Consider the following 14,586-nt stretch of genomic DNA (forward strand, 5'->3'; position numbering starts at 1 on the left):
GCTTCGTACAAACTTTTTGCTACCGCATTATCGTCGCTAACGGTGGTACCGGATAAATCGAATACCACCATACTGATCTTGCTCATGCCTGTTGATTTTTATACTTTTTCTGAAAAATTTTCTGTTCATTAATTCAAATATCAATGCCTACGCGGAAAGGATTTTTGTCCAATGCGTATTGAAAAGCTTGTTCTACCTGTTCCAGGGCAAATCCACCATGAACGAGGTCTGCAAATGGGTACACCGGATGCCACTGTTCAATAAAATCTACTGCGGCAGCCAGATCTTGTTCGTTGTAGTTGTGCAATCCTTTGATGGTAAGGATTTTGCGCACCATTTGTTCGCCGTTGATCTGCACACTGCGCTGCGGATAAGTGGCGCCAATCCAGACCGCGATCCCACCAATGGACAACAATTCCAGGGTAGATTCCATGGCTTGAGGGGCTCCACTGAGTTCAATCAGGCGGTGGATGGGAAAAGCTGGTTCCAGTTTTTCGGCAAGCAATGGCTTGAAATCGGTCAGCGTCGAATCGATCAAGATGGTTTCATCTACGCCAAAAAGACGGGAAATGGTCAGTCTTTCGGGATTCGTATCCAATGCAATCACTTTGGCCGCACCTCTAGCCTTGCTCATGGCACAAGCAATAATTCCGAGCATGCCTACGCCCGAAACAAGCACATGTTGATTGCTCAAGTCTCCGGCAAGCCGTACCGCACCCGCCACAGTAGCAACCGCACAATTGATGATGGTGACTACGGGCAGCGGGATGTTTTCATCAAGTTTGATGATGGGGGTGTTTTTGCGCAAAATGGTGTATTCACTCAGCCCGCCATGCAGGTTGCTGGTGGGTGTAATTTGTTCGTGGCCGTATTTGAAAAGGTCTTCCGCCTTTTGGGGCATGCCCAATTTGGAAAAAGGAGAGGCGGGGTTACTGGCAAAAATGGCCCAGGTGACCCGGTCGCCCAATGCCAATGGTGTGCCGCGAAAATCTTCTTGAGGCACTTCCGGCCCAAAAGATTCGATGCGGCCTACAATTTCGTGGCCGAGGATTGTAGGCGATTTTTCTTTGCGCTGACCGGTATAAGTATAAATATCACTGCGGCACAGCGTGGTGTATTCGTTGCGGATGAGGATTTCTTGGTTTTGGAGGGGAGGTATCGGGGCATCAACCAGTTCAAATGGTTTTCCTGGCGTTTCAAAAACCGCAACTTTGCTGTACTGCATCTTTTTTACAACGAAAGTAAATTTAATTTCTTCTCATGAAACCTTTGGCGTCTTTCTTGACAGAAATTTAAAAGTGAATTTACATGAAATATCTAATCCTATGGCTGAATAAAAATGAACACTTATTTTTGCCCCGCTACTATGGCATCTTACCGCGTATGGATGTCAATAATTGGGATCTTGATTTCCACTCTGGTTCCCCTGGCCTCTCCGGTTATTTCGTCTTTAAGGTCGATGGTATTGACGTATACTTTTTTTTCTCTGGAATTGTAAAGCAGTTGTAGCCGTTGCTCGGTAATGGCCGTACCCCGCGAGCGGTGGTTGTTGTAGCGTCCATCGTTGAGGTGCATTTGGCGGGCTTTCTCCCGACCGATTCCATCGTCTTCAACCACGCACAAGATGGTATCTTCATTGAAGAGAGAGAAATCAACTTTGATGTTGCCCGATTCTTTGGGCCGCAGCCCGTGTTCAATGGCATTTTCTACGTAAGGCTGAACAATCATGGTAGGTACACCAATAATGTCTTCTTCGATTTCATCGTCAACCACAATTTTGTAGCTCAAGCGGTCTTCGAAGCGGAGTTTCTCATTGATGTAGAGGTAATCGTTGAGAAAAGCCAGTTCCTTTTCCAGCGAGACCACTTCAATATCGGAGTATTCCAAACTTTGGCGCATGAGTTTGGCGAAGCGGGCCAGGTATTTGGCAGCGTTGTTGCTTTCGTTGGAGGTGATGTAGTTTTGGATCGAATTGAGTGCGTTGAACAAAAAATGGGGGTTCATTTGTGCCCGCAGGGCTTTGAGTTGCAATTTGGCAGCTTGCAAGCGCAGCAATTCTGCCTCTTTGTGTTGTTTTTCCGCTTCGTATTTTACTTCCAGTTCGGTGCGTTTCCGCTCGTTCACTTCTTGCTGGTAGCGCTCTGCATTTTGGCTGTGCTGGAGCAAGTGTTCGTAGGCTTTGGCATAATGCCCCAATTGGGCATAAAAGCCTGCCATGTCTTTGTAGATACTGGACAAACGTTTGAAATCTTTGGCTGCTTCGGCCAGGAGTAAGGCTTTTGTGAAACATTTTTCGGCTTGCACGGCTTTGCCCAAAGCGCCGTAAGCCAATCCACGCCAGGATTCGATCAACGCGAAGTTTTCTACGGCATCTGCCGACATTCCTTTGAACTGGTTTTCAGCTTTTTTAAAGAGTTTAAGCGCGTTTTCGTAGTTTTTGTGTTGGAGTTGGCAGTATCCAACATTGGCCAGGGCACTGGCTTTGGCATAAGGGTTGACGTCTTCGTGGGTTTCAATGGCTTTTTGGAAGTAATACTCGGCACTTTCCAGGTTGGTGAGCGCCATAAAGCCATTCCCTACATTGAGGTAGTTCCAGGAAAGGCGGCTGCGCATGTCGGTGGCTTCGGCTATTTCGACTGCCTTGAGGTAAGCCTCCACACTTTTTTCCTGATCGTCGTTGCGCTCATAGATGGTTCCCAATCCCGTATGGATCAGGATAAGAAAGTGATAATCCTTGAGATTGGTGTAACTGCCGAATACCGTGATTTGCTTGTCTGCTTCGATCAGTAACTCGATGGCCCGTGAATAATTGGCAAAGTGCAGTTGCACAAAACCCTCCCGAGCGGTGTGTCGAGCACGAAGGCGCTCATCGGGAAAAGCGCGAAGTAATTTTCCTGCCTTATCCAAAAAAAATAAGGCTTGATCCATGTCTTGCATGTTGATGCAAGTCCCGGCAAAATCGATGTAAACTTCAGCTTGTTGTTTTACATCTCCACATTCTTCTACCAAATCGAGCAACAATTTGAAATGCTCCAAAGAGCTGGAATAATTGTACAATTGATTCTCTACAATGGCGGAATACAAATGAAAGTTGAGCTCAACATCGGGATTGGGATGTGATTTGATGAGTGCAGCCTGTTCCGCCAGAAATGTTTTAGCCCGTTGAGGGTTGGTATAGGTATAGTAAGACAGCAACCGATCCAGTAAAATCAAGCGCTGGTGGGGCGCTTTTTGCTGTTGCAGCTTGCTTTCCAAGCCGCGAATGTCATCAATTTGAGGCAACAGATCGGTTGTCGTAGGCATAACAGTGCGTTTTTTTGGGGCAGGATTAAATTTACTTGCAACCTACAACCCAAAACTCAAAGCACAAAACCTAAAAATTAAATGGCGTGATTTGCAACCAAACGACTCACGGTGGGGGCTTGGCTGCCTCCGAGTGGTTCGATGGTGATGTTTAAGCTTTTTGCATTAGGCAAGTACTTTAGACTCTGGTGTTTTTCGAGCTGGGTACTGATTAAGCCTGCATTGACCATTTTTCCATCCACATCTGCCCAAATTTGGTACTGCTGGTTGCGGTTTAAGGGTGATAGTTTGAAAGGGTTGATCATCGCTGTGTGCATTTCTTCGTTCCAATACACCAGCGCTGCCGCTTGTGGCGCGTATGCTGTTCCCTGCAAAAGCATGGGTTGTGTTTGCGGATCTTTGAGAAAAGCCACAATTTTTTCCCGGCTTTCGCAAGTGACCAATTGGCCTTGGAGGTTTTTATTTTCTGCTTGCAAACTGCGCATGCGTAGGGCAGTCAGGGTACACAGCACCACTAAAGCCCCGATGACAACTACATTGAGCCAGGATATCGCTCCAGATGTAGCAATTTGTTGAGGTGCAGCAGTTTTTCTCTCAATTTCTTGTTGTATTTTGGTTTTCACCGCAGGTGGAGGGGGGATAGCGTGCTGCAATGCATATTGCTCAATGGCTCTGCGCATGTCTTCTACTTCTTGACGCAATTCTGGATGCGAGTTGAACATTTGCTCAACTACCTGCTCCTCAGCTGGATCAGCGATCCCCAAAGCGTACTGCTCCAATAAACCAGATTCCAAAAACGTCTCTTTATCCATAGCATTACTTGATTAGTAGAAGTAACCAGCACATGGTTATGTACTGAACAGAAAAAACTTTACGCAGTTCACGAAGTGCAATTCGAACTCTTGACTTAACGGTTCCCAAAGGGATATTCAATGCTTCGGTTACTTCTTCCTGGGTGTAGCCTTCAAAATAGATCAGATCAATGACTTTGCGGTATTTCTCCTCCAATTTACCAACTTCAGTATTGAGACCAATGTGGTCGATTTGCGGATCCATAAAACCTTCAGGAGTATTCTTTTCGGAATTTTTGCTCCGGGTTTCTTCCATCCGTTGCTTGTCAATGGCCGTATTGCGGGTAATATTGAGCATCCAGGTAAACAAGGTGCCTTTCGAAGCATCATAGCTTGACCCCTTGCTCCAGATTTTTACAAAAGCTTCTTGTAACACATCCTGTGCCACCATTTCAGAGCGTACAATCTTGAGTACAATTCCATAAAGCGCAGGGCTGTATTGATCGTACAACGCATCGATCGCTTTTTTGTCTTGCTGCTGTAACAACTCAATGATTTGGTGATCTTTTGCGTGCATACTTTCGTCCTGTGCTTTAAAAATCTAAAAATGTAAAACAGTAAAACGTTGAAAAGGTTTTAAAATTGGTTATAAAGCGTCGGTTACGAAGTGTCGGTTACTGAGCGTAGCCGAAGTACCGACATTTCGTAACCAACGCTCAGTACTTCGACTACGCTCAGTACTTCGACTACGCTCAGTAACCAAAACCCTAAAACATTCTTATCTTCGCTCCGCAATATTCATCAAGGTGGCACATGAACCAAGCATTATTCAAAATTAGGGAGAAAGGAAAATACGGCTTCATTAATCGTCAGGGAGAAGTTGTGATCGAGCCACAGTATTATGAAGCTGAGGATTTTTTTAATGGATATTCCAGAGTACGACTCAATGACAAGCTCGTTCATATGGATCCATTAGGCCGCCTGCTCATCAAGTACTTTTTCAATTTTGTGGGTCATTTTGAAGCAGGGTTGGCCCGGGCACAACTGGTCAATCGCTGGGGCTTTATTGATCAGAAGTGCAACCTGGTGATTGGCATTCAATTCGATCAGGCTGGAGATTTTAACGAAGGCCGGGCTGCGGTAAGCCTACGCAAACTATACGGATTCATCAATCCTGAAGGCGATTGGTTGGTGCAACCTCAGTACGAGTGGTCAGGAGCTTATCAGCAAGGATTGGCTCCCGTGGTATGGAACGGAGGTTCCGGGTACATTGGCAATGATGGCTTTTTGGCCTTTAGTACCAATTTTGAAAAGTGCCTGCCTTTCCAGGATGACACCGCAGTTGTGGTGCACCGCCGCCAATGGGGATTAATCGACCGGCAAGGCCGGGTGCTTTGCGAGCCACAATATCTGTACAAAGAAGGAATCTCGAATGGAGAATTTTTTGAGGATATGGCCATCATTTGCTGTGATGATCGGTTTGGCTTCCTCAATCGGGAGGGAAAGGAAGCAATTGAGCCGCAGTACGTGGCGGTAGGTGATTTCAGTGAAGGCCTGGCTCAGGTCAAAAATGAAAAATTATACGGATACATCAAGGTAGACGGACAAATGCAACTGGAACCTCAATTTCAGGATGCTGGCATTTTTTCGGAGGGATTGGCCGCGGTCTGCCTCAAAGGTTCCTGGGGCTACATCAACAGGAATGGAGAACTGGTTATCCCAACCATTTTCAGGCAAGCTGGGGCATTCAAGAATGGCTTGGCCCTGGTGTCTTCTGCTGGAAAATGGGCTTATATCAATCCGGAAGGGAAGCCAATTTGGGTGGAGAATACAAAGTGATGGTAAGTGTTTTTTTGCGTTAATTACCTAATCACGGCAATCACATCCACATTTCCTTTCACTTTTTGCCCAATGGATACCTTCACCTCGGCACCAAGTGGTAAAAACAAATCCACACGCGAGCCGAATTTGATGAACCCAAATTCCTCGCCCTGCTCCAGTACCTGACCTTCCTGTACATAATACTTGATCCGTCTGGCCACCGCACCAGCAATTTGCCGCAATAAAATTTCCACTTTGGCATTTTTGATCACCATCGTGGTGCGCTCGTTTTCGGTAGAAGACTTGGGATGCCAGGCAACCAGGTACTTGCCCGGATGGTATTTGGCGTATTGCACCGTACCTCCAATCGCAGCCCGATTCACGTGGACATTGAGCGGCGACATAAAAATCGAAATCTGTAGTCGCTTCTCTTGGAAATATTCTGGTTCTTCGACTTCTTCGATCACCACTACTTGCCCATCAGCAGGGGCATATACGGTGCCTTCACCCACCGTTGGGATCGTACGCTTCGGGTTGCGAAAAAACTGGACAATTAATCCAAAAAATACCAGACTGGCTATCCCCAGCCACGGTTGTAACACGGAGAGATAGATAGCACAAACCGTATTGATAACTCCCAAACCAAGTGCGGCCAAAAGAATAATGAGGTAGCCTTCGCGATGAATGTACATAAGTGGTTATATTAGCTATCAGCGGTCAGCTATCAGCCCTGAGCAACCTGTGGCTGATAGCTGATAGCTGATAGCTGATAGCAATCAGCTTTAATTAATGACCCAAAACAAGTATGCCGCCGAAAACGGAATCTGAAACATAAACCCGTCAAAACGATCCAGAAATCCGCCATGACCAGGCAAGAGATCACTGGAATCTTTGATGTTGATGCCCCGCTTGAAACTGGACTCCACCAAATCTCCAATAGACCCGAAGATGACCACAATCAAACCCAACACCATCCAGTGTTGCAAGCCCAGTTCGGGAAACAAACGCCAAAGCCCCCAGGCTACAATCAGGGTGAAAAAAGCTGCTCCTCCTGAACCTTCCCAGGTCTTTTTGGGGGATATCTTGGGCAAAAGCAAGGTCTTTCCAAATTTTGACCCCACAAAATAAGCGCTGGTATCACTCGTCCAGGTCATCAACATGAGTCCGAGGGGAATGTGAAAAGAAAATTGGGGTCCAATAAATGCGATGGCATTCAGCAGGGTAAACGGCACCCCAATGTACAACACCGTCAAAAAGATGAACCCAACTTGGTGAAAGGCCTGCGTATTGCCTTCCGATATTTCATAAACAAAAGGCAAAAACAACAAAGGGAAAAAAGTGAGCATCATCGGAAGCCAGCAATCTTGAGCAATAAGACCCAAATTCAAAGCACTGAGCCAGCAGTAGGGGAGTAGCCCCAAACCCACCCCGATGGATCGGCGGATCAGATTGCTGCGCGTTTCTTCTGGAAAAGTCAAACCTGTAAACTCCCACAAACACATTCCATTGATGACGCCAAAAAGCACTACAAATGGAATTTTTCCTCCAAAGACGCCGCCCAGCATAATCAGTACAAAAAATACCGCTGTTATTACCCTCAAACGAAGACCTCCCATGGTGTATAAATTTAGGATTGCTGCTTTTTCATTCGACTCAGGTAATACCCTACCCCAATCATCAATGCCAGGCCAAATATTCCGCCCAGCCAGCCGGGAGAATCCACCGTTTGATCGGGACTAAATTGTCCGGCTTTGTCTCTGAGTACATAATAAACGACAACTTGCAGGCTATTGAAAATAAAATGCGCAAGGATCGGCAGCCAAAGACTTTTTGACCAATAAAAAAGATAACCCAAACCTACCCCCAAAAACATGCGGGGCAAAAAACCGGCAAATTGCAAATGGATGGCACTGAATACGATTGCCGTAACCCAAATGGCAAGTATGGGCTGTTTGATCACCCTGCTTAATTGTTGCTGGAGAATCCCCCTGAATACCAACTCTTCACCTACCGCTGCTACCACACCTACGGTAAGTAGATTGAGCACCAACTCGGCTGGGCCATCCATGTGCAAGATTATTTTTATCAACTCATTGGCATTTACCTCCATTTCTTTCATCCAGGCAGGTAAAGGCAGTTGCTGGTTGAGCCAGTACGTGGTTTGTACAAATGGGAAAGTACCCAGCATAAACAAGAGTCCGCCTCCAATCATCTTCCAATTGGGCAAAACCTTGAGCCCAAGCTGCTGAATCCAATTCCTTCCAAAAAAGATTAGCACTGTGGTGATCGCACCACCCGTAAAGGCAAACAGGTGAGGAAGGAGGTTGGCCCAGCGGGCTAAATTTCGTTCTTGTGGACTTGACTCTGGACTTAAAGAGGAGATGAAACCAACGGCATCAAAACCACTCGCGTTTATTACCCCAAAGCTGATTAATGAACCAACAATCAGACCAACAAACATGCAAGAAATCAAACAAAGCAGTACAACCCAGGCTGAAGACTCGGTTCTTTTTGCAGGTATTTCTGAATCCGGAAGTGGATAGTCCATGAATTTTTTTTGTAAAATTAAGTAAACTCTGTAACGTATCGGGGAAAAATTATCGAGCTTTGCTTTTTCGTATTGGCGAATTCATTCGCCGATTGAATCTCGGCGAATGAATTCGCCAGTACAAATGTAGCATATGGGAACCGTCCGTTTGAGTGTAAACATCAATAAAATTGCGCTAATCCGCAACTCCAGAGGATCCAACCAACCTGACCTGGCCCAAATTGCCCGGGATTGTGAGGCATACGGTGCTCAGGGCATTACCGTACACCCTCGACCCGATGAGCGACACGTGCGTTTTGATGACCTTCCGGTGCTCAAGGCCGTGGTCACCACTGAATTCAACATCGAGGGCAATCCAGATCCACGGTTTTTAAAAGAAGTGACCAACGTGAAACCCCATCAAGCTACTTTGGTACCCGATGGGCCACAAGCCCTCACTTCCGATAGTGGATGGGATACGGTCAAATACCATGATTTTTTGGTAGATGCAATTGCCCAACTGCATGCCGCAGGAACCCGGGTTTCCATTTTTGTTGACGCCGACGAACATTTTGTAGAAGGTGCCAAAGCAGTAGGTGCAGACCGAATCGAATTTTACACGGGCCATTTTGCCAAAGATTTTTTGAAAAACCCTGCCGAAGCGGTTAAAAACCATGTACAATGTGCCAAACTAGCCGTAAATTTGGGTTTGGGCATCAACGCTGGACATGATTTGAACCTCAAAAACCTCAAATATTACGCAGATCAGGTTGAAGGGCTACAGGAAGTGTCGATTGGTCATGCCCTGGTATGCGATGCCCTCTATTTTGGCCTCCAAAACACCATCCAAATGTACCTCAGACAACTAAACCAGTAAGTCACCTCACTTTGCTTAAAAATGTCCCCAATGTTAAGAAAATACCAGTAAAATAAAATATTCGTAAAAAAAACCGCTCCCGATGTTTAATAATTGACAAATTTTGAATTATTTGGCAGCGGATTTGTGCATTTGGATCGCAAGCAGTATTATTCGACTGCATTTTTTTCGGATTAGTAGCATGTAATTTTTTGTTTTCTCAACATAAAACAGCGATAGTATGAAAAAACTCTCACTAGTACTCCTGTTATTTTGCGGGGTTCTGGGTTACGCTATTGGACAGCGTACCATTACCGGTAAAGTAACCGACACAAAAGGTGAAGCACTGATCGGTGCCAACATCTTCGTGTTGAAAACTACCAACGGAACTGTCTCCGACGTAAATGGTAATTTCTCTCTGGCAATTCCTGCTGGAGCAGAAGTCATCACTGTAAGTTACACGGGTTTCACCAGCAAGGAAATCGAAGTTGGTAACCTTAGTGTTATTGATGTAGAACTTGAAGCAGGAACGATTTTGAATGAGGTAGTAGTCACTGCCTTGGGGATTTCAAAACAACCCAAAGAAATTGGCTATTCTGTCGCCCGCATCAGTGGTGACGACATCACGCAGGGTAAAGTCACCAACCTCCAGAATGGTTTGGTGGGTAAAGTATCCGGTTTGAACGTCTCTACCGTAAACAACGGGGTAAACGCTGATACACGGATTGTACTCCGCGGTATTCGTTCCTTGACAGGTAACAACCAGGCACTTTTGGTCGTAGATGGTACACCAGTAGCGCTGAGCTTCATTAACTCCATCAACCCAAACGACGTCCAGAGCGTAAACGTACTGAAAGGTGCCAACGCCGCAGCTTTGTACGGTCCTGAAGGGGTGAACGGGGTAATCGTAGTCAACACTAAGAAAGGCTCAAAAGGCGGTAAGCCACAAATCACCGTGGGCAACACGACTTTGTATGAAAACATTTCCGTGACTTTGAAACAACAAGAGCGCTTCGGGTCCGGGTCTTCCTTCAACGCATTTGGTGATGGGATTTATGATCCGATTGAAAACCAATCCTGGGGTGATGAATTTGATGGCTCCATTCGGGAAGTTGGTCAAATCACCGAGGATGGTCAAACTCAGACCTTGCCTTATTCGTTTCGGCCAAAAGAAAAAAATAATTTTTTCAATACCGGTATAAACATCCAGAATGATGTTTCGGTAACTGCCGGTGACGATAAGACCAATTTTTTCTTGTCGGTTCAAAACGTGCAAATCAAAGGGATAATGCCCAGCGACAAAGGAGACCGGACTACCGTTCGTTTGAATGCTGGAAAGACACTAGGTATATTCAATGCCTCAATGAATTTTGGGTACACTCTGAAAAACTCTGATCTCACTCCTTTTACGGGTACTATTTACGATCAGGTGTTCAATGCGCCTGGCCAAATTCCAATTACCCAGTACAAGGATTTTCAGAACGATTTCTGGTCCAATCGCAACAACTACTACAACGACTATTATCGGAACCCTTATGAAACCATCTACACCGACCGTGTGAAGGGTCGGTCTGATGAAGTGTTTGGAAACATTGCCTTGACCTTGAAGCCAACCAAGTGGTTGAGCATTGTCAACCGCATGGGCTACACCGTGAATTCAAATTTCAACCAGGGCATTAGTCGCAATATAACTTATACCGATTTTGCGATTAGCCACCGTTCATTTGCTTCAGGTGGAGGCCGCACTGCTTCGGTTTCAGACTTTTTTGAATTCAAAACACGGTTGAACAACGAATTGCTGCTTTCGACTGATAATTCCGTGGGTAAATTGAACATCAAAGGATTGTTGGGTAATTTGATCCGCCAAACGTATGAGAAGTTTACTGGTGTATCGGGTGGCAACCTGGTTATTCCTACCCTGTTCAACGTAGCGAACCGTACGGGTGAGCCAGGTGCTTTTTCTCAATATACTAACAGTAGATTGAACTCAGTATTTGGTAGTTTGTCTTTGGGATACGACAACTGGGTATTTGTAGAGTTTACTGGTCGGAACGACTGGGACAGCCGCTTGCCTAAGGAGAACCGCTCTTATTTCTACCCAGGGGTAAGTGCATCGGTTATCTTGACTGACTTGTTTGAAGGCCTGGCCAATGGTCCGGTAATCAGCACCATCAAGTTGAAAGGTGCTTACGCTAAAACGGGTAACGTAAACCTGAACCCCTATTCACTGGAATCGATTTTTTCCCAGGCAGGTGGTTTCCCATTCGGTACCCTGGCTGGATTTTCGGCTGAGAATAGAATCAACAATCCCAACATTCGCCCTGAAGTAGTTAAATCGACTGAAGTAGGGGTAGAATTTGGTTTGTTCAAAAACAAGGTACTGCTCGACGTAGCTTATTACTTCCAGAACAACAACGATCAGGTTATTCCAATCCAGATTTCTTCTGCAACTGGGTACACTTCTGCCTTGGTGAATGCGGCAGAATTCAACAACAATGGACTTGAAGTAGATTTGAAATTTTTGCCACTGATTGAAACAGCTAGTGGTTTGCGTTGGGAGGTTTCCGCCAACTATACCTACAACACCTCAGAAGTAGTTTCTATTTATGAGGGCTTGAATGAACTTGGAATCGGCAATACCGCTTTTGTCATCAAAGGTTTACCTGCCTATGTCCACAAATTGAAGGATTGGGAGCGTACCCCAGAGGGCAAAGTAATCGTTGACCCTGTAAGTGGTTACCCAAAGCTCAATCCAGTAAATACCATCTTTGGCAATACCAATCCAAAACACATTTTTGGTGTCAACACCGATCTGACGTATAAGGATTTCAACCTGCGCGTAGTGGCTGAATATCGGGGTGGAAACTACATTTTCAACCAGATTGGTCAAAGTACTGATTTTACCGGGGTTACTGCCCTGAGCGCCACCAATGGCCGCCAGCGCTTTGTATTCCCCAATTCAGTGTACTCTACCGATGGTGGAACCACTTATGTGGACAATAAGGACATCGTAGTGCGCAACGCCCACTATTCCTTCTTACAAGATGGTGCTTTCCGCAACGCCCAAACCAACTATTACAGTTCTGCAGCGTTCTGGAAATTACGTGAAGTAGCGTTGACTTACTCTGTCCCATCTAAAGTGTTGGGCAAGTTCGTTCAAAGAGCTACCGTTTCGTTGGTGGGCAGAAACCTGCTGATGCTGCGTCCAAAAACCAACCAGTGGACGGACCCTGAATTTTCCAACACTACCAATAACGATGTTGGAACAACTTCAGTTAACCAGACGCCTCCAACCAGAATTATGGGCTTCAACGTTAACCTGACCTTCTAACCACAAAAGCTGAAACTTATGCAACAGTATATCAAAATATTCATCTTGACTATTTTTGTCACCGTTCTGGCCAGTTGTTCAGAAGACTACCTGGACGTGAACAGTGACCCCAACCGCGCCGTGGAGAGCAACATGACCGCAGCGGTGATTCTGCCACAAGCCATGCTCAACACCGCCAACCGGGTTGGAACAGGCTTTGGATTTCTCAACCACTGGCTGGGCTATTGGTGCCCTCCGGCAAACTACTCACCAAATGGGGAGGAGCAATCCTACAACATCACCACCAACTTCGGTGCAGGCCTTTTCGCAGGGATCACTGACAATACCTACGATTATCAATTCGCTGAATTGAGAGCACGTGCTGCTGGTGAAAACTTTTACGTTGGCATCGCCAAAACCATGAAGGCGCACAACTTCGTTCAGTTGGTCGACCTTTATGACAAAGTGCCTTTCACCGAAGCCATGAAGGGCCTCGAGTTCATCCGTCCTAAATACGACGATGGAAAGTTGATTTACGAGGAGTCTGCGAAACAATTGGACAGTGCGGTTATTCTGTTCAAAGCTGCGATTGCAGGCAATACAATCAATGCCGATGCTCGTTTCCGCGACATCGTCTTCAAAGGTGATGGTGCCAAGTGGATCAAATTTGCCAATACCCTGAAATTGCGTCACCTGATACACCAATCAGGCAGAACCGATCGTGCCGCCTACATCACCGCTGAAATTGCCAAAATTGTGGCCAATGGCGGTGGATTTTTGGGGACCGGTGAAGATGCTGCAGCAAAACCAGCTTATTCACAGGACAAGCCTAACGCTTTTTATGCTTCTTATGGGTTTAACGTAGCGGGTAATCAGGCTACCGACTTTTGGAGAGGTGCCAAAGTTGCCATTGACTTCATGAAACAGGATGGCGATCCACGGCTTGGTTATTTTTATAAAAAAACCACCAATGCTTTCCCGGCTAACGGTGCCGAACCTTTCAGAACCTTAGCACCAGCCGAATACCGGGGCAACGAATACGGTCGTCCAATTGACAACTCTACCTATCCATCTCAGAATGCCAACTTCGTATCTCAAGTTGGTGGCATTACTGCTGCCGGACCAGTTAGTGGTGCTTCTTTTGGCTTGGTGAAAGGTTTTGACCAGGCTTCCTGGATCTTACTTTCGGTAGAGTCGATGTTCTTGCAAGCGGAAGCCATCCAAAGAGGCTGGTTGCCTGGCGACAAAGAAGCCGCCTACAAGGCTGCAGTAAAGGAATCGTTCCGCTGGTTGAACGTAGATTTGAGCAAAGCTGCTGCCGATGCAAGTTTCGACAAGTGGTACCAGACTCAGGATGAAAACGGCAACAAAAACGTGAGCTACGCAAAAGCTGATGACAAGCTGAAAGTTGTTTTGTATCAGAAATACCTGGCCATGAATGGCAGCAACGCGCTGGAAACCTGGACTGATTATCGCCGCAATAATGCATTTCCAGCCCTTCCATTGTCGATCAACCCTGGACGTACCAGCCCGATATTGCCCGTACGTTTGTTGTATCCACAGCGTGAATATGACCTGAATACGGCTGCAGTAGTCGCAGTAGGTACCATCAGCCAATTCAATTCCAAGGTTTGGTGGATGAACTAATTTTTTTGTTGACTGAGTTTAAAACATCAAGAATGAAAAATATTCTTAAAATAGTTTTGTTAATCTTCATCGGATTTGCTTTCAGCGCTTGTCTGAAAGATGAGGCGATTACGGATTACACGGAAAACGGGATCAAGCCGATTATCCTGATCCCGAATGGCAACTTTCCATCGGTGCAAACCGTTAACCCTACTGCCCTGGACTTCAAATCTACCGCACAAACGGTTGATTTGTATGCCCGGATTTCCTATGGGCGGCCACTGGACAAAGATGTAACGGTGACTTTTGTCAAAGATCCTTCCATCATTGCGGCGTACAACACCAAGTTTGG

12 protein-coding genes are annotated in these 14,586 nt (G+C 46.0%); 5 read left to right on the forward strand and 7 right to left on the reverse strand.

Annotated features, from left to right (window positions below):
* Window positions 1-133: 133 nt before the first annotated feature.
* The 4 genes from ABW391_RS25440 to ABW391_RS25455 all read right to left on the reverse strand — a co-directional run bounded on the left by ABW391_RS25440 (window position 134) and on the right by ABW391_RS25455 (window position 4,671).
* On the reverse strand, window positions 134-1,225 hold the full coding sequence (locus ABW391_RS25440) for a zinc-binding dehydrogenase (protein ID WP_353484720.1): 1,092 nt from the start codon (window positions 1,223-1,225) through the stop codon (window positions 134-136).
* A gap of 149 nt (window positions 1,226-1,374) precedes the next feature.
* Entirely contained in the window at window positions 1,375-3,303 is a 1,929-nt protein-coding gene (locus tag ABW391_RS25445; RefSeq protein ID WP_353484721.1) for a tetratricopeptide repeat-containing sensor histidine kinase, read from the reverse strand.
* A 77-nt stretch (window positions 3,304-3,380) separates the two neighbouring features.
* Entirely contained in the window at window positions 3,381-4,115 is a 735-nt protein-coding gene (locus ABW391_RS25450; protein WP_353484722.1) for an anti-sigma factor, read from the reverse strand.
* Between the two features lie 4 nt (window positions 4,116-4,119).
* Window positions 4,120-4,671: an RNA polymerase sigma factor gene (locus ABW391_RS25455; protein ID WP_353484723.1), complete on the reverse strand. Its 552-nt coding sequence runs from the start codon at window positions 4,669-4,671 to the stop codon at window positions 4,120-4,122.
* Window positions 4,672-4,907: 236 nt separating this feature from the next.
* Here ABW391_RS25455 and ABW391_RS25460 point away from each other — a divergent pair, with 236 nt between their 5' ends.
* On the forward strand, window positions 4,908-5,933 hold the full coding sequence (locus ABW391_RS25460) for a WG repeat-containing protein (protein WP_353484724.1): 1,026 nt from the start codon (window positions 4,908-4,910) through the stop codon (window positions 5,931-5,933).
* Between the two features lie 23 nt (window positions 5,934-5,956).
* Here the strand turns inward: ABW391_RS25460 and ABW391_RS25465 are convergent, their stop codons facing one another.
* The 3 genes from ABW391_RS25465 to ABW391_RS25475 all read right to left on the reverse strand — a co-directional run bounded on the left by ABW391_RS25465 (window position 5,957) and on the right by ABW391_RS25475 (window position 8,463).
* On the reverse strand, window positions 5,957-6,607 hold the full coding sequence (locus ABW391_RS25465; RefSeq protein WP_353484725.1) for a phosphatidylserine decarboxylase family protein: 651 nt from the start codon (window positions 6,605-6,607) through the stop codon (window positions 5,957-5,959).
* 90 nt (window positions 6,608-6,697) lie between these two features.
* A complete protein-coding gene (locus tag ABW391_RS25470) occupies window positions 6,698-7,531 on the reverse strand; it encodes a phosphatidate cytidylyltransferase (RefSeq protein ID WP_353484726.1) in 834 nt (277 codons plus the stop codon).
* An 11-nt stretch (window positions 7,532-7,542) separates the two neighbouring features.
* Complete coding sequence (locus ABW391_RS25475; protein ID WP_353484727.1) at window positions 7,543-8,463, reverse strand: CPBP family intramembrane glutamic endopeptidase; 921 nt, start codon at window positions 8,461-8,463, stop codon at window positions 7,543-7,545.
* A 133-nt stretch (window positions 8,464-8,596) separates the two neighbouring features.
* Here ABW391_RS25475 and ABW391_RS25480 point away from each other — a divergent pair, with 133 nt between their 5' ends.
* From ABW391_RS25480 to ABW391_RS25495, 4 genes are all read left to right on the forward strand, one after another.
* Window positions 8,597-9,319, forward strand: coding sequence for a pyridoxine 5'-phosphate synthase (locus ABW391_RS25480; RefSeq protein WP_353484728.1), 723 nt, complete (start codon window positions 8,597-8,599; stop codon window positions 9,317-9,319).
* A gap of 220 nt (window positions 9,320-9,539) precedes the next feature.
* Window positions 9,540-12,629 carry a SusC/RagA family TonB-linked outer membrane protein gene (locus tag ABW391_RS25485; protein WP_353484729.1) on the forward strand — a complete coding sequence of 1,030 codons (3,090 nt, stop codon included), beginning with the start codon at window positions 9,540-9,542 and terminating at the stop codon, window positions 12,627-12,629.
* Window positions 12,630-12,647: 18 nt separating this feature from the next.
* Window positions 12,648-14,255 (forward strand): SusD/RagB family nutrient-binding outer membrane lipoprotein, encoded by a 1,608-nt coding sequence (locus ABW391_RS25490; RefSeq protein ID WP_353484730.1) that lies wholly within the window; start codon window positions 12,648-12,650, stop codon window positions 14,253-14,255.
* Window positions 14,256-14,287: 32 nt separating this feature from the next.
* The coding region (locus ABW391_RS25495) for a hypothetical protein (RefSeq protein ID WP_353484731.1) at window positions 14,288-14,586 on the forward strand (299 nt) is incomplete at its 3' end.

Origin of the sequence: Haliscomenobacter sp., from assembly GCF_040403615.1 — a bacterium.
Taxonomy (GTDB): domain Bacteria; phylum Bacteroidota; class Bacteroidia; order Chitinophagales; family Saprospiraceae; genus Haliscomenobacter.

What these genes read in the sequence shown, in the direction of transcription:
- ABW391_RS25440 (WP_353484720.1), bottom strand. Translation starts at nt 1,225, where the DNA reads ATGCAGTACAGCAAAGTTGCGGTTTTTGAAACGCCAGGAAAACCATTT.
- ABW391_RS25445 (WP_353484721.1), bottom strand. Translation starts at nt 3,303, where the DNA reads ATGCCTACGACAACCGATCTGTTGCCTCAAATTGATGACATTCGCGGC.
- ABW391_RS25450 (WP_353484722.1), bottom strand. Translation starts at nt 4,115, where the DNA reads ATGGATAAAGAGACGTTTTTGGAATCTGGTTTATTGGAGCAGTACGCT.
- ABW391_RS25455 (WP_353484723.1), bottom strand. Translation starts at nt 4,671, where the DNA reads ATGCACGCAAAAGATCACCAAATCATTGAGTTGTTACAGCAGCAAGAC.
- ABW391_RS25460 (WP_353484724.1), top strand. Translation starts at nt 4,908, where the DNA reads ATGAACCAAGCATTATTCAAAATTAGGGAGAAAGGAAAATACGGCTTC.
- ABW391_RS25465 (WP_353484725.1), bottom strand. Translation starts at nt 6,607, where the DNA reads ATGTACATTCATCGCGAAGGCTACCTCATTATTCTTTTGGCCGCACTT.
- ABW391_RS25470 (WP_353484726.1), bottom strand. Translation starts at nt 7,531, where the DNA reads ATGGGAGGTCTTCGTTTGAGGGTAATAACAGCGGTATTTTTTGTACTG.
- ABW391_RS25475 (WP_353484727.1), bottom strand. Translation starts at nt 8,463, where the DNA reads ATGGACTATCCACTTCCGGATTCAGAAATACCTGCAAAAAGAACCGAG.
- ABW391_RS25480 (WP_353484728.1), top strand. Translation starts at nt 8,597, where the DNA reads ATGGGAACCGTCCGTTTGAGTGTAAACATCAATAAAATTGCGCTAATC.
- ABW391_RS25485 (WP_353484729.1), top strand. Translation starts at nt 9,540, where the DNA reads ATGAAAAAACTCTCACTAGTACTCCTGTTATTTTGCGGGGTTCTGGGT.
- ABW391_RS25490 (WP_353484730.1), top strand. Translation starts at nt 12,648, where the DNA reads ATGCAACAGTATATCAAAATATTCATCTTGACTATTTTTGTCACCGTT.